Source organism: uncultured Thiocystis sp. (genome assembly GCF_903866365.1).
Lineage (GTDB): Bacteria > Pseudomonadota > Gammaproteobacteria > Chromatiales > Chromatiaceae > Chromatium.
Genome location: NZ_CAIPNF010000281.1, coordinates 21,903 through 42,846 on the forward strand (window position 1 = coordinate 21,903; position 20,944 = coordinate 42,846).

Annotated in this window: 17 protein-coding genes and 2 tRNA genes; 2 read left to right on the plus strand and 17 right to left on the minus strand. The window is 61.6% G+C overall.

Annotated elements, in window-relative coordinates; translation table 11 throughout:
• Window positions 1-67 precede the first annotated feature (67 nt).
• The 16 genes from QZY07_RS15620 to htpG all read right to left on the minus strand — a co-directional run bounded on the left by QZY07_RS15620 (window position 68) and on the right by htpG (window position 16,507).
• Entirely contained in the window at window positions 68-1,990 is a 1,923-nt protein-coding gene (locus QZY07_RS15620) for a SurA N-terminal domain-containing protein (RefSeq protein WP_295404624.1), read from the minus strand.
• Between the two features lie 76 nt (window positions 1,991-2,066).
• Window positions 2,067-2,143 (minus strand) — tRNA-Asp (locus tag QZY07_RS15625).
• A gap of 37 nt (window positions 2,144-2,180) precedes the next feature.
• A tRNA-Val gene (locus QZY07_RS15630) sits at window positions 2,181-2,256 on the minus strand.
• A 13-nt stretch (window positions 2,257-2,269) separates the two neighbouring features.
• Window positions 2,270-2,542, minus strand: a complete 273-nt coding sequence (locus tag QZY07_RS15635; RefSeq protein ID WP_295404626.1) for an HU family DNA-binding protein — start codon at window positions 2,540-2,542, stop codon at window positions 2,270-2,272.
• A 214-nt stretch (window positions 2,543-2,756) separates the two neighbouring features.
• Window positions 2,757-5,222: an endopeptidase La gene (gene lon, locus QZY07_RS15640; RefSeq protein WP_295404628.1), complete on the minus strand. Its 2,466-nt coding sequence runs from the start codon at window positions 5,220-5,222 to the stop codon at window positions 2,757-2,759.
• A 208-nt stretch (window positions 5,223-5,430) separates the two neighbouring features.
• A complete protein-coding gene (clpX, locus tag QZY07_RS15645; protein WP_295404631.1) occupies window positions 5,431-6,705 on the minus strand; it encodes an ATP-dependent Clp protease ATP-binding subunit ClpX in 1,275 nt (424 codons plus the stop codon).
• Window positions 6,706-6,894: 189 nt separating this feature from the next.
• Window positions 6,895-7,539 carry an ATP-dependent Clp endopeptidase proteolytic subunit ClpP gene (clpP, locus tag QZY07_RS15650; protein WP_295404634.1) on the minus strand — a complete coding sequence of 215 codons (645 nt, stop codon included), beginning with the start codon at window positions 7,537-7,539 and terminating at the stop codon, window positions 6,895-6,897.
• Window positions 7,540-7,627: 88 nt separating this feature from the next.
• Entirely contained in the window at window positions 7,628-8,923 is a 1,296-nt protein-coding gene (gene tig / locus QZY07_RS15655) for a trigger factor (protein WP_295404636.1), read from the minus strand.
• Window positions 8,924-9,051: 128 nt separating this feature from the next.
• The gene (gene hemN, locus QZY07_RS15660; RefSeq protein ID WP_295404639.1) at window positions 9,052-10,437 is read right to left on the minus strand and encodes an oxygen-independent coproporphyrinogen III oxidase; all 1,386 of its coding nucleotides are present in this window, start codon (window positions 10,435-10,437) and stop codon (window positions 9,052-9,054) included.
• Between the two features lie 64 nt (window positions 10,438-10,501).
• Entirely contained in the window at window positions 10,502-10,825 is a 324-nt protein-coding gene (locus QZY07_RS15665) for a general secretion pathway protein GspF (protein ID WP_295404642.1), read from the minus strand.
• A complete protein-coding gene (gene prmB, locus QZY07_RS15670; RefSeq protein ID WP_295404645.1) occupies window positions 10,822-11,745 on the minus strand; it encodes a 50S ribosomal protein L3 N(5)-glutamine methyltransferase in 924 nt (307 codons plus the stop codon). The genes QZY07_RS15665 and prmB overlap by 4 nt, the downstream gene beginning before the upstream one ends.
• Window positions 11,746-11,941: 196 nt before the next feature.
• Complete coding sequence (locus tag QZY07_RS15675; RefSeq protein WP_295404648.1) at window positions 11,942-12,418, minus strand: Rrf2 family transcriptional regulator; 477 nt, start codon at window positions 12,416-12,418, stop codon at window positions 11,942-11,944.
• 169 nt (window positions 12,419-12,587) lie between these two features.
• Window positions 12,588-13,094 (minus strand): DUF1249 domain-containing protein, encoded by a 507-nt coding sequence (locus tag QZY07_RS15680; RefSeq protein WP_295404682.1) that lies wholly within the window; start codon window positions 13,092-13,094, stop codon window positions 12,588-12,590.
• Between the two features lie 125 nt (window positions 13,095-13,219).
• Window positions 13,220-13,591: a thioredoxin gene (gene trxA / locus QZY07_RS15685; RefSeq protein ID WP_295404649.1), complete on the minus strand. Its 372-nt coding sequence runs from the start codon at window positions 13,589-13,591 to the stop codon at window positions 13,220-13,222.
• A 170-nt stretch (window positions 13,592-13,761) separates the two neighbouring features.
• A complete protein-coding gene (gene adk / locus QZY07_RS15690) occupies window positions 13,762-14,421 on the minus strand; it encodes an adenylate kinase (RefSeq protein ID WP_295404651.1) in 660 nt (219 codons plus the stop codon).
• A 166-nt stretch (window positions 14,422-14,587) separates the two neighbouring features.
• On the minus strand, window positions 14,588-16,507 hold the full coding sequence (htpG, locus tag QZY07_RS15695) for a molecular chaperone HtpG (protein WP_295404654.1): 1,920 nt from the start codon (window positions 16,505-16,507) through the stop codon (window positions 14,588-14,590).
• A gap of 241 nt (window positions 16,508-16,748) precedes the next feature.
• Between htpG and QZY07_RS15700 the strand changes: the two genes are divergently transcribed.
• On the plus strand, window positions 16,749-18,383 hold the full coding sequence (locus QZY07_RS15700) for an alpha-D-glucose phosphate-specific phosphoglucomutase (protein WP_295404656.1): 1,635 nt from the start codon (window positions 16,749-16,751) through the stop codon (window positions 18,381-18,383).
• 177 nt (window positions 18,384-18,560) lie between these two features.
• On the opposite strand, the gene QZY07_RS15705 is transcribed toward QZY07_RS15700, so the two are convergent.
• A complete protein-coding gene (locus tag QZY07_RS15705) occupies window positions 18,561-18,974 on the minus strand; it encodes a PilZ domain-containing protein (protein WP_295404658.1) in 414 nt (137 codons plus the stop codon).
• 199 nt (window positions 18,975-19,173) lie between these two features.
• Between QZY07_RS15705 and QZY07_RS15710 the strand changes: the two genes are divergently transcribed.
• Window positions 19,174-20,880 (plus strand): hypothetical protein, encoded by a 1,707-nt coding sequence (locus QZY07_RS15710; RefSeq protein ID WP_295404660.1) that lies wholly within the window; start codon window positions 19,174-19,176, stop codon window positions 20,878-20,880.
• Window positions 20,881-20,944 lie beyond the last annotated feature (64 nt).

The window sequence follows — 20,944 nt, forward strand, 5'->3', positions numbered from 1 at the left end:
GCGGCAGGGGCTATCCCCGACATCACCGCGGCGTGGTGCGAAAAAAGCAAGCATCGCGTTGACGCAATCAGAGATCTTCCAGGGCACTAACAGACGTTCGCTCGATGTTTGCACGACTCTCCATGTCGCGCAGCATATCCGCATAGAGCTGACGCGCCATCAATTGAGAGAGCATGGAAGCCTCTGGCGCCGCCTGACCGGCATCCTCCGACTCGACCTCTCCATCCTGTATGCGGATCAGACGCACGACCGCCGCGTCGCCATGATCGAGGGTAGACGTCCCAACACTGATGGTTTTTTCGCTCGGGAATGGCAGCTTGAAGGCGGTGTCGAGAATTGACGCGGGCACGTTCGTCGCCTGTCGATCCACCAGGCCTGGCTCCTCCAGTTTGCGCGTTCCGAGCGTCGCCGCCCAGTCCGCCCCGGCGCGCAACTTCGTGGCAGCGGACTCGGCGGCCGTTTGGGCGGCCAGCCGGGCTTTTTCACTGCCGATCTCGGCGACGATCTCCTCGCGCACCTCGTCCAGCGGTTTGGTCGCCGCGGGGCGATGCTCGACAACCCGCAACACGATTGCCTGAAGCGCGTCGCGCTCCGGCTCGATCAGGTCGCTGTTGTTACCCTCGACAAGCACCTCATTGCTGAATGCGGCGGCAAGCGCCTTGGGCTGGCCAAGGATCCCCTCGCCGCCCTCGCGACCGATCCAGTCGCTTTGCTGGATCGCGAGCCCCAATTCCTCGGCGGCCGGTTCCAGACTGTCCGGGGATTCGTAGACGAGAGTGGCCAGTCGCTCGCCCAGCTCATAGAACAGGGTGTCGGCGCTTTGCTTGACGAGTTCCGCGCGTAACTGGTCGCGAACATCCTCGAAGGGCTTGACCACCGAGGGCACGATTTCGTCGACCCGGATCAGGTGATAACCGAACTGGGTCCGCACCGGTTCGCTCAGTTCGCCCACTGGAAGCGTAAACGCGACCTGTTCGAAGGCCGGCACCATGACGCCTTTCTCGATCACGCCGAGCGAACCGCCCTTCTCGGCACTGCCGGGATCGTCGGACAATTCGCTGGCCAATTGCGCAAAGGATTCGCCGGCCTGGAGACGCTCGCGAACCCCTTTGATGTCGGACAAGACCTGATCGGCCGCGGCCTCATCGGCATCGCTCGGGACACTGAGCAGCAGATGGCTAACCTTGCGACGCTCTGGTTGAGTGAAACGCGCCTGATCGTCATCGTAATGACGGCGCAGTTCCTCTTCGCCGATCTCGGCCTTACCTGACAGCGTGCTCGCGTCGAGGATCAGGTAGTCGAGTTTGACTTGCTCGGGAGTCTGAAAGCGTGCTGCATTCGATGCATAGTAGGCCGCGATCGCGGTCTCGTCTATTGGCTCCGCGGACGCAAAATCGGCGACGGGGAAGCGCGCATAGGCCAATTCGCGCTTCTGCTTCGCCAGACGCCGATACTGCGAGAGCTCGGATCGGGTGACGAATTCGCTGCCAGCCACGGCGCGCACCAGCTGAGTGCCGGTCATCTGCTGGCGCAGACGCGCCTCGAACAGGGCGGGCGTCATTCCCTGGAGTTCAAGAATTCGCTCATAGGCACCCTGATCGAAGCGCCCATTCTGCTGGAACGCCGGCTCGGAGAGCACCTGAATCTGGATTTCACGATCCGACACACGCAGCCCCAGACGCCGTGTCACATCCAGTAACAGAACCTCGCGAACCATCTCGTCGAGCACCTCGGCGCGGAGTTGCTTGTCATCGAAGGCCGCAAGGTCATAGGCCGCGCCGAGACGCTCCCGGAGTTCGATTCTAGCCTCCTGAACCCGTCGATCTACATCACGGGCGGGAATCTCCACGCCATTAATCTTGGCCGCGATCAGCTCTCCACTGACACCCAGATAGGACTGAATCCCCCAGAGAGCGAATGGAACGCTGATCAGCACGACGATGACCCAGGCAATCCAACCTTGAGCACGATCCCGTATGGTTTGAAGCATGGCGATAGGTAGAGATAGCGAGTGGGACGTGGAAAAGAGAACGGGGTACCCTTTGGGTACCCCGTTCTATCCGAGATGGCGGAGCGGACGGGGCTCGAACCCGCGACCCCCGGCGTGACAGGCCGGTATTCTAACCAACTGAACTACCGCTCCTAAATTCTGACTCCGAAATCTGACGAATCAGAAATCTTGGTGGGTGCTGCAGGGATCGAACCTGCGACCCTCGCCTTGTAAGGGCGATGCTCTCCCAGCTGAGCTAAGCACCCTTCAAGCGAGGGACTATTGTACGGCGTCCTTGAGCGCTTTGCCAGCTTTAAATGAAGGTGTTTTGGATGCCTTGATTTCAATGGGGTTGCCGGTCTGAGGATTGCGTCCGGTGCGCGCGGCCCGCTCCTTGATCGAAAAGGTGCCAAAGCCGATCAGCGAAACCGTGCCGCCATCCTTTAAGGCGATGGCGATCTCATCGGTCATTGCGTCCAGGGCACGCGCCGCGGCGGCCTTAGAAATATCGGCGGCATCCGCCATTTTTTCGATGAGTTCCGATTTATTCATTTATTTCCCCTATTAACTGACTGAGTTTTCGAGAGTCCAGCGGCGCGCCCAACGTGATCTGACCAAAAGGGCTCGCCATCGAGGCGGGCCAGGATCCCTCTCGAAGGCATCCTGAAACGATGCCGCATGCTAAGACGGAGACAGCACGAGGGCAACCGACTTTTTCAACCTTCTCTCCATGCGCAAACGATGCGGCAGGCCAGATCAACGCGGTTTAATGATGCAGCCGTGCGGTTTGATCGCGCGCCGTATCGGCAGTCGACTCATGGGTATCGGCGTCGACCGTCACCGGATCATCGCCGTCGATCTTTAACCCAACCGCCTCTGGGCGCTCCGTCAGCGCTAGTTCAAGCACTTCATCGATCCAGCGCACCGGATAGATTTTCAGATGTTGCTTGATGTTTTTCGGAATTTCAGTCAGATCGCGTTCGTTTTCCAGTGGGATGATCACCGTCTCGATGCCGCCGCGGTGCGCGGCCAGCAATTTTTCCTTGAGTCCGCCGATCGGCAAGACTTCGCCACGCAGGGTGATCTCGCCGGTCATCGCAACGCTCGAACGGACTGGGATCTTGGTCAGGGCGGACACCAGGGCCGTGCACATCGCAACGCCCGCGCTCGGACCGTCCTTGGGGGTCGCGCCCTCGGGCACATGGATATGCACATCGAAGTTCGTATGGAAATCCGGCGGCACGCCGAGGGCGTCTGCGCGCGAGCGCACCACGGTCATGGCGGCCTGGATGGACTCCTGCATCACATCGCCCAGTTGGCCGGTATAGCTGAATTTCCCCTTGCCAGGCACGAGCGCGGACTCGATCCGCAGCAACTCGCCGCCAACCTCGGTCCAGGCCAGTCCGGTGACCTGCCCGACCTGATCGTGCTCGTCGGCGCGACCATAGCGAAAACGCTGGACACCCAGATATTTTTCGAGCGTTTTGGAACTCACCGTCGTTGGCGTATCCCGCTTCTTGAGCAGAACCTCCTTTACGACCTTGCGGCAAATCTTGGAAATCTCGCGCTCCAGATTCCGTACCCCCGCCTCGCGGGTGTAATGCCGGACGATGTCGCGCAGGGCGCTTTCGCGAATCGCCAGCTCCCCCTCCTTGAGCCCATTGTTCTGAGTCTGCTTAGGGACCAGGTAGCGTTCGGCGATCGCGACCTTCTCGTCTTCCGTATAGCCCGAGAGACGAATCACTTCCATGCGATCCAGGAGCGCGGGCGGGATGTTCAAAGTATTGGCCGTGCCAACGAACATCACCTCGGAGAGGTCGAAATCCACCTCCAGATAGTGGTCGACGAAGGTGTGGTTCTGTTCCGGATCCAGCACTTCGAGCAGCGCGGATGCCGGGTCGCCCCGAAAATCCATCGCCATCTTGTCGATCTCGTCAAGCAGAAAGAAGGCGTTGCGCGATCCGGCCTTGGACAGATTCTGAATGATCTTGCCCGGCAGAGCGCCGATATAGGTGCGGCGATGACCGCGAATCTCGGCTTCGTCGCGCACGCCACCGAGCGACATGCGCACGAATTTGCGATTGGTCGCGCGCGCGATCGACTGACCCAGCGAGGTCTTGCCAACGCCCGGCGGTCCGACCAGACAGAGGATCGGCCCTTTCAGCTTGCGCACGCGCTGCTGCACCGCGAGGTATTCCAGGATGCGTTCCTTCACTCGCTCCAGCCCGTAATGATCCTTATCCAGAACCGCCTCGGCGACCTTGATGTCATTGTGAATCCGGGTGCGCTTTTTCCAGGGAACGCTGACCAGGGTATCGATATAGTTGCGCACCACGGTCGCCTCGGCTGACATCGGCGACATCAGCTTGAGTTTGTTCAACTCGGCCTGCGCCTTGCTCTTGGCTTCCCGCGGCATCCCGGCGGCCTGAATCCGCTTGGCGAGATCCTCGATCTCGTTGGGCGCGTCCTCAAGTTCCCCAAGTTCCTTCTGAATCGCCTTCATCTGTTCGTTCAGATAGTACTCGCGCTGATTCTTCTCCATCTGACGCTTGACGCGTCCACGGATGCGCTTTTCCATCTGCAGGATATCGTTCTCGGACTCCATCAAGCCCATCAGATGTTCGAGCCGGCCCTGCACGTCGATAATTTCCAGAACACGCTGCTTCTCGTCGAGCTTGAGTGCCATGTGCGCGGCCATGGTATCGGCGAGCCGGCCCGCATCCTCAATGCTGGCCAGCGAGGTAAGCACCTCGGGCGGCACTTCGGGCGGCACTTTTTTGTTGAGCTTGACATACTGATCGAACAGGGTCATGGCCGATCGCATCAGCACTTCCTGCTCGCGATCATCGGCATCCAGGATCTCCTCCATGGGCCTGATGATGGCGGAAAAGGAGTCTTCCGTGGCGACGAACCGACTGATGACAGCCCGCTGATTGCCTTCCACCAACACCTTGACCGTACCATCGGGCAGTTTCAGGAGTTGCAGAATGTTCGCGAGGGTTCCGATTTCGTACAGATCCTTGACGCCCGGATCGTCCACATCGGCGCTCCTCTGCGCGATCAGGAGGATCTGCTTGTCAGTCGTCATGGCCCCGTCGAGCGCTCGAATGGATTTGTCGCGACCCACAAAGAGCGGAATGACCATATGGGGATAGACAACGACATCCCGCAGCGGAAGTACCGGGACTTCCTGGGAAGAGACGGTCGAGGAAGCAGTATTCTGTAGCGCCATGGATACCTGTACTCGTTCAAGCGACAGTCCACGGGGTTAGCGATGCGAGTTGTCTAGGTCAGCGACCGGCGAATCGCCACCGCGGATGTCGGTGTGATGGGAATAAGGAAAGGGTCGGGGCGATAGGCATTCAGTTCAACGACCGCTCACCCCCGACCTTGAGACACGCAAACCGATGCGCTAGATGTTCTGCTGATCGGGGAACCGCTCACTCCGCCACGGCGGCCTGCTTCTCGATGCCTTCATAGATGAGGAAAGGCTTGTTGTCGCCAGCGATCACGGAGGCGTCGATCACCACCTTGCTCACATGATCCATGGAGGGAAGGTCATACATGATGTCGAGCAGCACCTGCTCCATGATGGTCCGCAAACCGCGGGCACCGGTCTTGCGCTCCATGGCCTTGCGCGCAATCCCGCCCAGCGCGTCATCGCGGAGTTCCATGACGACGCCTTCCATCTCGAACAGCCGCGCGTACTGTTTGACCAGCGCATGCTTGGGTTCGGTCAGAATCCGCATCAGTGCCGGCTCGTCAAGCTCTTCGAGCGTCGCCATGACGGGCAGACGGCCGACGAATTCCGGGATCAGCCCGTAGCGAATGAGATCCTCGGGCTCCACGGCGCTCAGGAGCTCACCGATCTGACGGCTGTCGTCCTTGCTGTGAACCTCGGCCGAGAAACCGATGCCCGTCTTGCGCGAACGATTCTGGATGACCTTGTCGAGCCCGGCGAAGGCGCCGCCGACAATGAAGAGGATGTTGGAGGTATCGACCTGGAGAAACTCCTGCTGCGGGTGTTTGCGACCCCCCTGCGGCGGCACCGAGGCGATGGTGCCCTCGATCAGTTTCAGCAGCGCCTGCTGGACACCCTCGCCCGACACGTCGCGGGTGATCGAAGGGTTATCCGACTTGCGCGAAATCTTGTCGATCTCGTCGATATAGACGATCCCGGTCTGTGCCTTCTCGACATCGTAGTCGCACTTTTGCAGCAGCTTCTGGATGATGTTTTCGACATCCTCGCCGACATAGCCCGCCTCGGTCAGGGTGGTCGCGTCGGCGATGGTGAAGGGTACATTGAGCAAACGGGCCAGGGTCTCGGCGAGCAGGGTCTTGCCCGAGCCGGTCGGCCCGATCAGCATGATATTGCTCTTGGCAATTTCGATGTCTTCCTTGGCCTCGGCCACTTCAAGACGCTTGTAGTGGTTATAGACCGCGACGGAGAGCACCTTTTTGGCCTTCTCCTGCCCGATCACGAATTCATCCAGTCGCGCCTTGATCTCGCGCGGTTTGGGCAGGTGGCTGGTGGTCTCGCCAACGTTTTCCTGCATCTCCTCGCGGATGATGTCGTTACAGAGTTCGACGCATTCGTCGCAGATGAACACGGAAGGTCCGGCGATGAGTTTGCGGACTTCATGCTGGCTCTTGCCGCAGAACGAACAATAAAGCAGTTTGCCTTCGTCGCTCTTGCCGTGATTGTTTCCACTCATCGAGGATGGGTCTCCAGTGGGTCGTTTGAGGACGCGATACCTGCAGTCCCGGTCAATGCCGTTTCAATCATAACCATTTGGACTTATATGGCAAGTTCGGCAATGCGCACTTGGTCGCGCATCACAGATTCAAAATGACGACGACCCCAAGAACGGATCGCCGAGGATTTCTTGTCAGGGTCGCCTGAATCAGGTTCTGCCGGGCGCGGGTCCACGCTCGTTGATCACTTTATCGATGAGCCCGTATTTCTGGGCCACTTCTCCGCTCATGAACCGATCGCGCTCGGTGTCCTCGGCGATCTTTTCGATCGGCTGTCCCGTATGCTCGGCCAGGATCTGATTCAGGCTATCGCGGATGTAGAGGATTTCGCGGGCATGGATATCGATATCGGTCGCCTGCCCCTGGAAGCCGCCCAATGGCTGATGGATCATCATGCGCGAGTGCGGCAGACAATAACGCTTGCCCTTCGCCCCGCCGGCGAGCAGAAGTGCGCCCATGCTCGCGGCCTGCCCGATACACATGGTGCTGACATCGGGACGGACGAAGCGCATGGTGTCATAGATCGCGAGGCCGGCCGTCACCGAACCGCCCGGAGAGTTGATATAGAGGTGGATATCCTTATCCGGATTCTCGGACTCCAGGAACAGGAGCTGCGCGACCACCAGATTCGACATGTGGTCCTCCACCTGACCGATCAGAAAGATGACACGCTCTTTCAAGAGCCGGGAATAGATGTCGAACGCACGTTCGCCGCGCGCGGTCTGCTCGACGACCATCGGTACCAGCCCGAGCCCTTGGGGCTGCCAGTCGGTACGACTCAGAGGATTGATCATGATAGGGGTCTTCACCTGTAACTGAATGATTGTGCGCAGGGCGAACCGCCTGGCGACGGTCGCTCCGTGCGCATGCGACGCATGACGCTCAGAGCTCCGGTGTCGGGTTCGTCAATTCCGCGAAATCGATGGCCTCGTCTTCGACCGTCATCCGCTCCATCATCCGCTCGACGATTTGATCCTCAAGGACGACCACCTCAACCGCACCGAGACGTTCGCGGTCGCTGTAATAATAGTCGACCACCGCCTGCGGCTGATCGTAGGTGGATGCCAGTTGCTCGATAATGCCCCGGACCCGCCCGGCATCGACCTTGAGACTGTGTTCATTGACGATCTTGCCGAGAATCAACCCCAGCGCCACGCGTCGTCGCGCACCCGCCTCGAACAGCGCGGGCGGCAGATTCAGCTTGGTGCCACCGAGCGACTTGGCCGCTTTCCCTGCCATGGCGTTCATCTCGTTCTCGACCAGCGCACTGGGCAGATCGAGCGGATTGGCCTCGACCAGCAGATCCATCACACGTTCCTTGATGCGGGCATTGAGCCGTTCTTTCAATTCCCGTTCCATGTTCGCGCGCACGTCGGCCAGAAATCGCTCCAGATCGCCGTCCTCGACACCGAACGCCTTCGCGAACTCCGCATCGACAGCCGGCAAGGTGGGTTCGGCCACGGCGTCCAGGGTCACCTCGAAGCGGACCGGTTTGCCGGCCAGGTTAGCGGCTTGGTAGTCCTCTGGGAAGACGAGATCAAGCGTGCGCTGCTCGCCGACGCGCGCGCCGATCAGCGCCTCCTCGAAGCCCGGGATCATCCGGCTGGCGCCAAGCTCGATGGTCAAGCCGGTCGTGGATCCGCCCTCGAAGGCTTCTCCGTCCACGCTGCCGGTAAAGGACAGGGTAACCTGATCGCCGCTCTGGCACGGCCGTTCGACCGGTGTCCAGGTCTTGCGCTGAGTGCGTAGCCGCTCGACCATCGCGTCCAGGTCGGCATCCGTCAGTTCGCAGACGGGACGCCTCAGGCTCTTGCCCTCCAGGGACGCAAGTTCGAACTCCGGCATCACCTCGAAGACCGCCGTATAGCTCAAGCGTTTTTCGTCCAGATCGATCTCCGGCTCGATCCGTGGCATCCCGGCGGGGCGCAGGGACGACTGAGTGAGCGCATCCTCGTAACTGGACTGCACCATCTCGCCGAAGACTTCCTGATGCACCTGCCCCGCGAAGCGTTGCCGCAGCACCTTCATCGGCACCTTGCCCGGACGGAAGCCGGGCAGCCGAACCGTCCGCGCCAGCTTCTGCAAACGCTTGTCGACTTCAACCTCGACCTGCTCGAAAGGCAGGACAATCTTCATCCGTCGTTCGAGCCCCTCGCCCGCTTCCACCGAAACTTGCATTCATTCTCTCCCGTGGGCACCGGCCGAAGCTCCGGTCCGTACCTTGCTGAATTCTGACACGGACAATTCGCCCGTCCCGTTAAAAGCCATCCAGTATAGCCCGCGGGCGATGAAGGCTCCAAGCGCCATCAGATCACCCGGGAGAAACCGATCGGCCCCGTCTTGGTCGCCAGATAGGCATCGAAGGCCATGCAGATGTTGCGCACCAGCAGGCGTCCGCGCGGCAGGATGCGAATCTGATCCGCGCCGATCTCCACCAGACCATCCTCGGCCATGCCCTTGAGCTTCGCCAGCGCCTCGGCGAAATACTCGGCGAACCGGATGTCCCAGGCGGCCTCGGCGGCACGGATATCCAACTGGAAGTGACAGATCAGCTTGGTGATCATGTCGCGGCGGATCAGATCGTCGCGATTCAGTTCGATGCCGCGGAACACGGCCAGACGCCCGGCGTCGATGTCCGCGTAATACTCGTCGAGTTCGCGGCGGTTCTGACCGTAAGTGTTGTCGATCATGCCGATCGAGGTCACGCCGAGGCCGATCAGATCGCAGTCGGCATGGGTCGAGTAGCCCTGGAAGTTGCGGTAGAGCGTCCCCGCCTGCTGGGCCAGGGCCAGTTCGTCGTCGGGGCGCGCGAAATGGTCCATGCCGATATAGACATAGCCCGCCTCGGTCAGCCGCGCGATGGTGGACTGGAGAATGTCCAGCTTGACCTCGGGGGCCGGAAGATCGTCGTCCTGGATGCGGCGCTGCGGCTTGAATCGCTCCGGCAGATGGGCGTAATTGAAGATCGACAGGCGCTGCGGATTGACCGCGATGATGCGCTCCAGGGTCTTCGAGAAGCTCTCGACGGTCTGGAACGGCAGGCCATAGATCAGATCGATGCTGGTCGACCGGAAGCCTTCGGCGATCGCCGCGTCCAGCACCGCCATGGTCTCGGCCTCGGTCTGAACGCGATTGACCGCCACCTGCACCCGGGGATCGAAGTCCTGCACGCCCAGACTCATGCGGTTGAAGCCGATGCGGCGCAACAGCTTCACCGTGGCGGCATCGGCCTCGCGCGGATCGATCTCGATGGAATACTCGCCCACGTCGTCGCCGGCCAGGGTGAAGTGGCGGCGCGTCACGTCCATCAACTCGGTCATCTGATCGTGGCTGAGGAAGGTCGGCGTGCCGCCGCCCCAGTGCAGCTGCTCCACCTGACGCGAGCGATCGAACAGCGCGGACTGCATGGCCAGTTCGCGATGGACCCGCTCCAGATAAGGCGGCGCCAGCGAACGGTCCTTGGTCGCGATCTTGTTACAGGCGCAATAGAAGCAGACCGTGTCGCAGAATGGGATATGGAAATAGAGCGACAGCGGTCGCCCGCTCGCGTTGCTGCGCGCGCAGGCCGCCTGATAGGCCGCCTCGTCGAAGGACTCGTCGAACTCCACCGCGGTCGGGTAGGAGGTATAGCGCGGACCGCTCTGGTCGTAGCGACGAATCAACTCAAGATCAAAGGAAACACCTTGCTCCACCGTTCAGTCCTCCAGCCGCGGGGCGCGCGTCTGGCCCCCGAACGACATTGATCGTAAAGCCTGTTCAGGCATCATCCCCGCCCACTTCGATCCCCCGCCGATGGGTCTCGTTGATCTGTTTGAGCAGGGTATGGAATGGAATCTCTTCCGCGTACTTGCCGGCCAGGTCCATGAACGGCAGATCCTCGCGTCCGAAGGCGTAAGTACCGTCCTTCATGGCGGTGTAAATGGCCTTGATGCCGGCGTCGAGCGGGTCGAGAAAGGCGGGGAATCTCGCCATGTCCTCGCTTTCGTAGTCCAGACAGTCGCGCAGATCGTCCACCTCGAAGACGGCCTGACGCACCCACTCGACATACTCGTCGACGCTCCGCGCGCGTCTCAGACTCATGTGATGAATGCCTCCTCGAATTGCGGCTGGTACTCGACAAGCTGTTCGCGCAGCAGCAGAAACACGCCCTCGCCACCGCGTTCGAATTCGAGCCAGGTAAAGGGAACCATCGGTAAACGTTGTTGAAGGGCCTGGGCCGAATTACCCACCTCGATGATCAGGATGCCGCCCTCGGTCAGATACCGGGCGGCGTCGCTGAGGATGCGGATCACGAAGTCGAGCCCATCCTCGCCGCCCAACAGCCCCAATTCCGGCTCGCGGTGATATTCGGCGGGGAGTCCTGCGAGTTCGAGTCGCGAGACATACGGTGGATTGGAGACAATGACGTCGTATCGACTTCCCGCCAGTGCGGCGAACAGATCGGATTCCAGCACCCGAATCCGCTCCCCGATGCCAGAACGTTCGACATTGCGGCGAGCGACCGCCAATGCCTCCGGCGAAATATCCGCCAGATCCACGTCCGCGTCCGGGAGATAGGTCGCCGCCGCGATCCCGATACAGCCGCTGCCGGTACAGAGATCCAGGACGCGGCCAACCCGCTCGCTGTCGATCCAGGGATCGAAGCCGGCCTCGACCAGCTCGGCGATCGGCGAACGGGGCACCAGCACATGCGGATTGACCGCGAATTCCAGCCCGGCGAACCAGGCGCGTCCGGTCAGGTAGGCGGCGGGAACCCGTTCGACGACGCGCCGCTCGATCAGATCGCACACCAACACCCGTTCGGCTGGAGTCAAGCGGCAATCGTAGAAGCCCGTGGGCAGTCCAGGCTCCAGATGCAGACCTCCCAGCACCAGTTGCGCGGCTTCATCGATGGCATTGTCGGTGCCGTGCCCAAAAAAAAGACCCGCCGCGTTAAACCGGCTCGCGCCCCAGCGCACGAAGTCTTGAATCGTGATCAAACCGTCCGGCTGTTCTGCCATAGCGAATATCGGTCAGGTTGGTCCTTGGCCAGAAAAGGGATGTCGCGGCAAGGACCGCGACATGCAGATAAGCGGTCAAGCATAACACCGCTAGGGGGATGTTTTCAGCTTGACCTTTTGGCGAACGCATTTTCGCGGTGGATGGGGTTTCGAGAAACCCGGCGCGTCGTCGGATCGGCCAGGCCAGCGCGGAGATTCACGCCGCCCGGCGCTTTCTGTCCTGCTTCAGACCAGGTTCCGGCTCGGCCTTCAAGGGTGCCGGGACTTGCCGCTGACCGCGATCGATCAAATCCTGGAGCGTGATCGCGTCCAGGAAACGAAAGATTTCATCGCTCAGTTGATCCCACAGATGATGCGTCAGGCAGCGTTGTCCATCGCGACAATTCTCCCGCCCTCCACAGCGAGTGAATTCGACCCATTCGTCCACGGCACAGATAATGTTGGCGACCGTAATCTCCCCCGCCGTGTTGCCGAGATAGTATCCCCCGCCCGGCCCGCGGACGCCGCGCACGAGTTTTTTCGCGCGTAAGGCAGCAAACAATTGTTCGAGATAGGAAAGCGAAATCCCCTGGCTCACGGAGATGTCCGCCAAGGTCACCGGACCTTTGCCTGAATGCAGCGCAAGCTCAAGCATGGCGGTCACCGCATATCGGCCTTTTGTCGAGAGTCTCATAATTCGGGTGCCTGCAAGCGTGTCTGTGATGGTCGAGTCGGTCGGCAGATCAACCGCCTTGTCTTATCGACTAAATTAGTCAACATTTTCGCCATTTCAAGACGACGCTTGTGGATTCGGGAGAAGTCCGCACCGACACACCCACGACGCATGCCTAGCCGAACGCGTTTCAGGTACAGAACGGCGTGGACGCGACAGACCCCAGGGGCGGCGTCGCCACCCCCGGATGCTGAAAACAATGTCCCTGACGCAGACAAAAAGTTAGCCATTTTGCGAGGAAGAGGTTGGCCTGCCACTTGTCCACCAGCGCCGGCGGCTGATAGCCGCCCCGCAGCGGCAGCACCGATTGACGCAAATCCAGCACCTCGACCTGTCGCGCATCGTGGTAGACCCGCAGACACGCGTTGGGTTCGGGGCGTGGATCCGTGGAGTCGGGGAGATGGAAAACGTGGGTCAGACGCAGTTGCGTGGTATAGCGGGCCTGCTCCTCAACCTCAAGGTGCAGATCGACGCCACCGGAACGACGCGAGGTGAGTCGCCCCGTGGCCTGTCGAAGCCCCGGAGCCAGACGCAGCAACCGGCCGTGGTTTTCCTCGCACAAACTCATCAGGGCGCCCACAGTGGGACGCCCCGAGAGCAGGCAAGCCGCGAACCAGGGGTGAGAGGAAGGCTGCATCATCGGAATTCAAGGCACTCGATGCGACATCGCCGGATCCGTGGCGAACCTGACGACGTCACTCACCGCGCAATCCAATAACGTGAGGTTCGCTCAGCGTGGATGACGGACATCCGACTGCGCGACTAGGCTTGACTGGCGGCTTGTTCGGCAATCTGGCGTTTCACATCGACCATGTCGAGTTCCCCGGCCTTCGCGAGAAGATCGCGGAAGGATCCCTCCGGCAAGGCGCCGGCCTGGGAGAAGATAATGACCTGCTCCCGAAAGATCATCAGGGTCGGAATGGAGCGGATCTGAAAGTGCGCCGCAATCTCTTGATGCTCTTCCGTATTGACCTTGGCGAAGACCACCTCGTCGAAATCTTGCGAAACCTTCTCGTAAACCGGCGCGAACGAACGACAGGGTCCGCACCAGGGCGCCCAGAAATCAACGATCACAAAATCGTTGTCCTGGATGGTCTGTTCAAAGTTGGATGTCTCGAGTTCAACGACGGCCATGAGCGTTTCCCGTAAAAAAGATGGCGGAGATTTTATCAGAATGGGGGGCTCCCTGCGTTTTTCCATGACCAACCAACCGTCACGGTGCGCGCCGTTACGCGCGGCACCAGTCTACGGCAGCCGCAAGGCCCGGCCATCGCGCCCCCGCCGCCGGTCATGCCGGACGCGGCTTACACGACGTCGAGTTGCCCGAGGATCCCTGCGCGAATCTCCTCGACGCCACCGATTCCAGGCACCTTGAGATATTTCGGAGCGCCCTCGCCGCCCCGACTGGCCCACGAGGAATAGTAGTCGATCAGGGGTTCGGTCTGATCGTGATAGACCTTCAGGCGTGCCTTGACGGTGTCTTCCCGATCATCCTCGCGCTGGATCAAGGGTTCGCCCGTCTCGTCGTCCAGACCCTCCTGCCGTGGCGGGTTAAACGCGACATGGTAGGTCCGGCCGGAGGAAAGATGTACCCGGCGCCCGGACATCCGGCGGATGATTTCCGCGTCCGGCACATCGATTTCGACCACCGCGTCGACGAACACGCCCGCCTCCTTCAGCGCATCCGCCTGGGGCAAGGTACGCGGGAAGCCGTCGAACAGATAGCCGGTCGCACAATCGTCATCGGCGATACGTTGCTTGACCATGCCCAGGATGATGTCGTCGGAGACCAGACCGCCCTCGTCCATGATCTTCTTGGCCGCCTTGCCAAGCTCGGTGCCCGCTTTGACATGCGCCCGGAGCATGTCGCCGGTGGAAATCTGCGGAATGTTGAAATGTGCCTTGATGAACCCGGCCTGGGTGCCTTTGCCGGCACCGGGGCCGCCGAGCAGAATGATGCGCATCGCTGTGCTTCCTCAATTGGTTGAAAGGGATCCGTGGCCGGAGTGTGCCACGGGTTCGCTGGCGCGATTACTCGTCACGCATCGCCCCGTCTCGATCGCCGCGGCGCGGGCTTGAGGCCCGCTCCAACGGGTTGGCGTTCCGGACATGGCCCGAACCGCCAGCGTCTTAGCCGCCCGCCATCATCATCTTCATCATCAGACTGTTCAGCCGTGCGACAAACCCGGCCGGATCGTCGAGCTGACCGCCCTCGGCCAGTTGCGCCTGATCGAACAGGATCATCCCGAGATCGCCGAAACGCCCCTCGTCGCTCTCCGATTCCAGCCGCTTGACCAGCGGATGATCCAGATTGACCTCCAGCGTCGGCTTGCTCTCGGGCGCGTTCTGACCGACTGCCTTGAGGACGCGGGCCAGGTTGGCGCTCATATCATGCTCGCCGACCACCAGACAGGCCGGCGAATCAACCAGGCGGGTACTGGGACGGACCGCCTCGACCTGGTTGCCGAGCGCGGTCTTGAGACGCTCCAACAGGTTGCCATGCTCGGCGGCGGCCTTTTCCTTGGCTTCCTTCTCTTCCTTGTCCGCCAGTTCGCCGAGATCCAGATCGCCCTTGGTGACTGACTGGAAGTGTTTTTCCTTGTACTCGGTCAGATGGCTGACCAGCCATTCGTCGACCCGATCGGACAGCAGCAGCACCTCGACGCCCTTCTTGCGGAAGACTTCCAGATGCGGGCTATGGCGGGCGGCGGTCGCGCTGTCGGCGGTGATGTAGTAGATCTTGTCCTGACCGTCCTTCATGCGCTCGATATAGGCGTCGAGCGATTCGCGCTGGGCGTCGTCCTCGCGGTGGGTGGTGGCGAAACGCATGAGACTCGAAAGACGTTCCTTGTTGGCGAAATCCTCGGCCGGGCCTTCCTTGATGACGCGCCCGAACTCGTCCCAGAACGCGCCATATTTCTCGGCGTCTTCCGTCGCCATCGTCTCCAGCAGGCCGAGCACGCGCTTGGTGTTGGCCTGACGGATGGTGTCGATCTTGCGATTGTGTTGCAGGATCTCGCGCGAGACATTGAGCGGCAGGTCGTCCGAATCCACCACGCCCTTCACAAAGCGCAGATAGTGCGGCATCAGCTTGTCGGCCTCGTCCATGATGAAGACGCGCTTCACATAGAGCTTGACGCCGTGCTTCTGATCGCGATCCCAGAGATCCCAGGGCGCTTTCTTCGGCAGGTACAGCAGCGCCGTGTACTCGTTGGTGCCCTCGACCCGGTTGTGGGCATAGGCCAGCGGCGGCTCGAAGTCATGTGAAACGTGCTTGTAGAAGTCGTGATACTCCTCCTCGGTAATCTCCGACTTGTTGCGCATCCAGAGCGCCGTGCCGCGGTTGACCTGCTCGTATTCGGGCGGCTCGTCCTTTTTCGCCTCGGCCTCCTCGCCATACAGCTCTTTGCGCATCTCCACCGGCAGCGCGATGTGATCGGAGAACTTGCCGATGATCGAACGCAGGCGCCAGCTATCCAGAAACTCCTTTTCCTCTTCCTTCAGATGCAGAATGACATCCGTGCCCCGCGTGGCCTTCTCGACCGTTTCGAGCGTGTAACTGCCGCGTCCGTCGGACTCCCAGCGCACGCCATGTTCGGCGCCGACGCCCGCCCGGCGCGAGATCAGCGTCACCTTGTCGGCGACGATATAGGCGGAATAAAAACCGACGCCAAACTGGCCGATCAGCTTGCTGTCCTTGGCCTGGTCGCCGGACATGCTCTCGATGAACCGGCGGGTGCCCGAGCTGGCGATGCTGCCGATGGTCTCCATCACCTCGACACGGCCCAGCCCGATGCCATTATCGGAGATCGTCAGGGTGCCCGCGTCCTTGTCCATTTCGACCCGAATGCGCAACTCGGTATCGCCCTCGTACAGCCCGTCGTCGCTCAACGCCTCGAAGCGGAGCTTCTCGGCGGCGTCCGAGGCATTCGAGACCAACTCGCGCAGAAAGATTTCCTTGTTCGAATACAGCGACCGGATCACGAGATCCAGCACCTGGCTGACCTCGGCCTTAAAGTCCAATGTTTCCTTATGCGCTTCAACGATCATCTTGTTTTGCTACCTTCTGTTTCGATTTCGATTGGGTTGTTGACGGCGATTTCTGGGTCACTGCCCTGCTGGAAACCACCGCAAGACTGGCGCGAAGTCGTCTTCGCTGCCAATCCGCGTATTGTCGCACGGGCTCCGGGGGATACAATGCCCGACTTGTTCACCGCGCATTGCCGCCTCCCGACGCTTGCACTCATCCGCATCAGTGCAGGTCATCCGATCATCATTCAAGGGGTTGAAAATGGAACCACGGATCATCGCCACCACGCCTTTCGAGGGGCAACGCCCCGGAACCTCCGGCCTGCGCAAGAAGGTCAAGGTCTTCCAGCAGCCGCATTACCTGGAGAATTTCGTCCAGGCGATCTTCGACACCCAGCCCGAGCTGAACGGCGGCGTGCTAGCGGTCGGCGGCGATGGACGTTTTTATAACCGCGAGGCGATCCAGGTCATCCTGCGCATGGCGGCGGCGAATGGCGTGCGCAAGACGCTGGTCGGTCGCGGCGGCATTTTTTCGACCCCCGCCGTCTCCTGCGTCATCCGCAAATACAAGACCCAGGGCGGCATCGTGCTGTCGGCGAGCCACAACCCCGGCGGTCCCGACGAGGATTTCGGGATCAAGTTCAATTCCGCTAACGGCGGTCCCGCGCCCGAATCGGTCACCAACGCCATTTTCGAGCGTACCTGCACCCTCGACCGCTATCTCACGCTCGACGCCCCGGCGCTCGATCTCGACCACGACGGCAGTTTCCTGCTCGGCGCGATGGAGGTCGTGGTCATGGACCCGGTCAGCGACTATGCCGCGCTGATGGAATCGCTGTTCGACTTCAACGCCATCCATCAGTTGTTCAACTCCGGCATTTTCCGGATGCGCTTCGACGCCATGCATGCCGTCACCGGCCCCTATGCCGTCGCCATCCTGGAAAACCGGCTCGGCGCCGCGCCCGGCACGGTGATGAACGCGATCCCGCTGGAGGATTTCGGCGGCGGACATCCGGACCCGAATCTAGCCCATGCCAAGGAACTGGTCGCCCTGACCGAAGGCTCCGATGGACTCGACTTCGGCGCCGCCTCCGATGGCGATGGCGATCGCAACATGATCCTCGGCAAGAACTTTTTCGTCACCCCGAGCGACAGTCTCGCGGTGCTGGCGGCCAACGCGCACCTGACGCCGGGCTACAAGACCGGCATTCGCGGCATCGCCCGCTCCATGCCGACCAGCCAGGCCGCCGACCGCGTCGCCGAGCAGATGGGCGTGGAATGCTTCGAGACCCCGACCGGCTGGAAATTCTTCGGCAACCTGCTCGATGCGGGGCGCATCACGCTCTGCGGCGAGGAGAGCTTCGGCACCGGTTCGGATCATGTCCGCGAAAAGGACGGACTCTGGGCGGTGCTGTTCTGGCTGAATCTGCTCGCCATGCGTCAGCAGTCGGTGGCCGACATCGTCAGCGATCACTGGCGCCGCTTCGGGCGCAATTACTACACCCGCCACGACTACGAAGGCGTGGATCTCGCCGGCGCCGAGGGTCTGATGGACCATCTGCGGATTCTGCTGCCCGAACTGCCCGGCCGCAAACTGGGCGACCAGACCGTCAGCTACGCCGACGATTTCGCCTATACCGACCCCATCGACGGCAGCGTCTCCAAACAGCAGGGCATCCGCCTCGGCTTCGAGAGCGGCGCGCGCATCGTCTTCCGTCTCTCCGGCACCGGCACCGAGGGCGCGACGCTGCGCGTCTATCTCGAATTCTACGAGCCGGATCCGACCCGCCATCATCGCGAGACGCAGGAGGCCATGGCGCCGCTGATCCTGATCGCCCGCGAACTGGGGCAGATCGAGGCGCGGACGGGGCGCGGCGAGCCGGATGTGGTGACCTGATCGCGGCCGCTCGGTTCGCGATGCGGAAATCGGGGTACGCTACCCACGGGGAACGGACCTCCGACACGTCTGACGGGCGAGAGGCCCGTCACCCGTTCAGTCGCTGGTTTTGGAGCCGTTCAGCCAACCGTCTGCTGGCGCTCGCGATGGACGCTTGCCGCCAGACGCCGTTGCCGATCACTGAGGAAAGCGCGCGGCATATTTCTGGATCCACTCCAGCGCTGCCTCCTCGCTACCCAGAACCCGCCCTTCCGACTTGAAAATTTCATGGCGGTAATGTTCGATCTGACAAACCTGCTCGACCATCCGGAGTCCGTATTCGGTATCCACTCCATCGAAACGGACACCGACCTCGAAGTATTCCTCGGCTGGTTCGCACCAGACGACGACCCCGTCGGCCTTGAAGACGGGTTCGGCGATCGGAATCTCGATATAGATATGGGCGCCCGGCGCAATGGCGATGCGCGACGCGAAGCACAGCCCGCCGGCGCCAATATTGCGAAGATAATGGTTGCGGTCGGTTACCACCTCCCCGAGATGATAGGCGAGTGGAACGTCGGAGGGATGGCGTAGATATTGGCGCATGGTCATGAGCATTAAGCTTCCGGCTACGCTGGCTGTATCCTGGCGAAGCATAGCCTAAAGCCGATCAGGACTCAGGGGGCAAACAGAAGGAATCCGTCGAGTGCTAGCCTCAAACTTTATCATCGAGCGACCGCCATCAGCACGCACCCCGCAACAGAACCCGCGTGTCTTTAACGTTTGTTTCACCCGACGCGCCGCCTAGCCATTGTCCTCGATAACCTCCCACTGGACGCACCAACTCGCCCGCGCTTTAGCGGCTGGACGGCTGACGTCAACGCTTGAGTCACACCTCGATGCGCTCCTGCTGTGGCTGAGCAACCCGGACAATCCCCACGCAGCCGAGATAGGCGGCGCGCTCCGCCGGGCCGGTCTCAGCCGGCGGCAGGCTACCGCGCGCGCCTATGAGCTACTCGACCAGTGGCTCTTTGCCGATGCCAACCGATCCTCGCCGCGCACGCTGGGCCTTCCCCCGGATGCCAACCCGACCCTGGCCAAGCAGCGTTACCGGCGTTTGATCCAGGTCTATCACCCTGATCGACATCCAACACAAGTCGCCTGGGCGACGCATCGCACCGAGCGGATCAATCTCGCTTTCGATGCCCATCGACGGGGCGCCAATGGATGGACGAGCCAGAGCGCCACCACCGATCCGACCGCCGGCGACCGTCCGCAACGAGACAGCGTTGCACCGGCCTGGATCGGGCCGACGGTCTGGTCCTGGCTCATCCGGTCACTGGAGATGACCGAGGGTTTTCGTGGACGCTTATTGGCTGGTATTGCCTTGACCTGCCTGCTGGCAATCGGCATTGGGATCTTTTCCCATGAGCCCCGTCCCGTCCCTGCCCCAAGAGTGATCCGCCCGAGCGTGGAAACTCTGCCTCAACCCACGCCTCAGAGCGAACCGCGGCCGGGCGCGGCGGAGACCCGAGAAACAAACTCCGCGGTTGCGGTCGCGAACCAGCCTGACCAGGCGCCCGACACGCCGGCTGACTCGGTCAGCTCGGACACCGAGCCCGCGCAGCCCCCGGCCGAGCCCAGGCTTGAGTCCGAGGAGTCTTCCCGAATGACGGTGCGCAGCGAGCGCGCGGACAACCTTGAACCACGGCCCGAGTCACGTCCGGAACCGGACGCAGAAACCCCGGAGACCGCACCGACACCGCCGACGCCGGCCGAACCGATGGTTGCGACAGAGACGCCCTCGCCCATCGTCGTCCCGGCCGAGCCCGCAACGCCAACTCCTGTCGAACGCGCGCCTCCGATCGTCCGGGAGCACGTCATCACCCAACCGTCGGAACCGCCGAGCGCCTCGACTCAAGCGAGCGCTGGGCCGGTCGCGCGCCCGCCGGATCAAGCTCAGGAGTCGCCCCGCCCCGTCCTGCCAGACAGGTTGCCGGATCCCGCGCCCCCGCCGATGACGACCAGACCCCGGATGACGATTCCGTCCGTCTCGCCGCCAAGCGCCCCCGCGCCGCCGACGCAGCCCAACCCGCCCGCGCTCGCGGGCTTGGCCGCCCCGCTCGCCCCCGCCATCGCCTCAAGCGCCGATGCGGCGGCTGTGGACTGCGGCTCCGTACCCGAGCTTCTGGCGAATTTTCAGCGCGCCTACGAAGCCGGCGCGCTCAACGAACTCATGGCGCTCTACAGTCCGGAGTCGCGCGAAAACGACCTCGTTAACTGGTTAAGCATCCGCCACACCTATGCCGAATGGTTCGGAAAGACCTCGGCGCGCCGGATCGTTTTCGAGCAGCTGCATGTGCAACCGACCGCCAACCCGTCACGTTGCGCGGCGATCGCCATCTTCCAGGTCAGCTATCTGGACGCTCAGGGGCATCTGGCCACACAAGCGAGCGTCATCGAATTTCTCTTCGAGCGCCGGGGGGGGGATTTGTACATCCTGCGAGTTCGGTATTGAGGGGCGAGGAAATTTAGGAACGCCGAACCTGAAGACATTCGGCCGCGATCGTCCCTTCGGCCAG

Excerpts from the sequence above, each read along its gene's own strand:
- QZY07_RS15620 (WP_295404624.1), bottom strand. The coding sequence starts at position 1,990 with ATGCTTCAAACCATACGGGATCGTGCTCAAGGTTGGATTGCCTGGGTC.
- QZY07_RS15635 (WP_295404626.1), bottom strand. The coding sequence starts at position 2,542 with ATGAATAAATCGGAACTCATCGAAAAAATGGCGGATGCCGCCGATATT.
- lon (WP_295404628.1), bottom strand. The coding sequence starts at position 5,222 with ATGGCGCTACAGAATACTGCTTCCTCGACCGTCTCTTCCCAGGAAGTC.
- clpX (WP_295404631.1), bottom strand. The coding sequence starts at position 6,705 with ATGAGTGGAAACAATCACGGCAAGAGCGACGAAGGCAAACTGCTTTAT.
- clpP (WP_295404634.1), bottom strand. The coding sequence starts at position 7,539 with ATGATCAATCCTCTGAGTCGTACCGACTGGCAGCCCCAAGGGCTCGGG.
- tig (WP_295404636.1), bottom strand. The coding sequence starts at position 8,923 with ATGCAAGTTTCGGTGGAAGCGGGCGAGGGGCTCGAACGACGGATGAAG.
- QZY07_RS15665 (WP_295404642.1), bottom strand. The coding sequence starts at position 10,825 with ATGAGTCTGAGACGCGCGCGGAGCGTCGACGAGTATGTCGAGTGGGTG.
- prmB (WP_295404645.1), bottom strand. The coding sequence starts at position 11,745 with ATGGCAGAACAGCCGGACGGTTTGATCACGATTCAAGACTTCGTGCGC.
- QZY07_RS15675 (WP_295404648.1), bottom strand. The coding sequence starts at position 12,418 with ATGAGACTCTCGACAAAAGGCCGATATGCGGTGACCGCCATGCTTGAG.
- QZY07_RS15680 (WP_295404682.1), bottom strand. The coding sequence starts at position 13,094 with ATGCAGCCTTCCTCTCACCCCTGGTTCGCGGCTTGCCTGCTCTCGGGG.
- trxA (WP_295404649.1), bottom strand. The coding sequence starts at position 13,591 with ATGGCCGTCGTTGAACTCGAGACATCCAACTTTGAACAGACCATCCAG.
- adk (WP_295404651.1), bottom strand. The coding sequence starts at position 14,421 with ATGCGCATCATTCTGCTCGGCGGCCCCGGTGCCGGCAAAGGCACCCAG.
- htpG (WP_295404654.1), bottom strand. The coding sequence starts at position 16,507 with ATGATCGTTGAAGCGCATAAGGAAACATTGGACTTTAAGGCCGAGGTC.
- QZY07_RS15700 (WP_295404656.1), top strand. The coding sequence starts at position 16,749 with ATGGAACCACGGATCATCGCCACCACGCCTTTCGAGGGGCAACGCCCC.
- QZY07_RS15705 (WP_295404658.1), bottom strand. The coding sequence starts at position 18,974 with ATGACCATGCGCCAATATCTACGCCATCCCTCCGACGTTCCACTCGCC.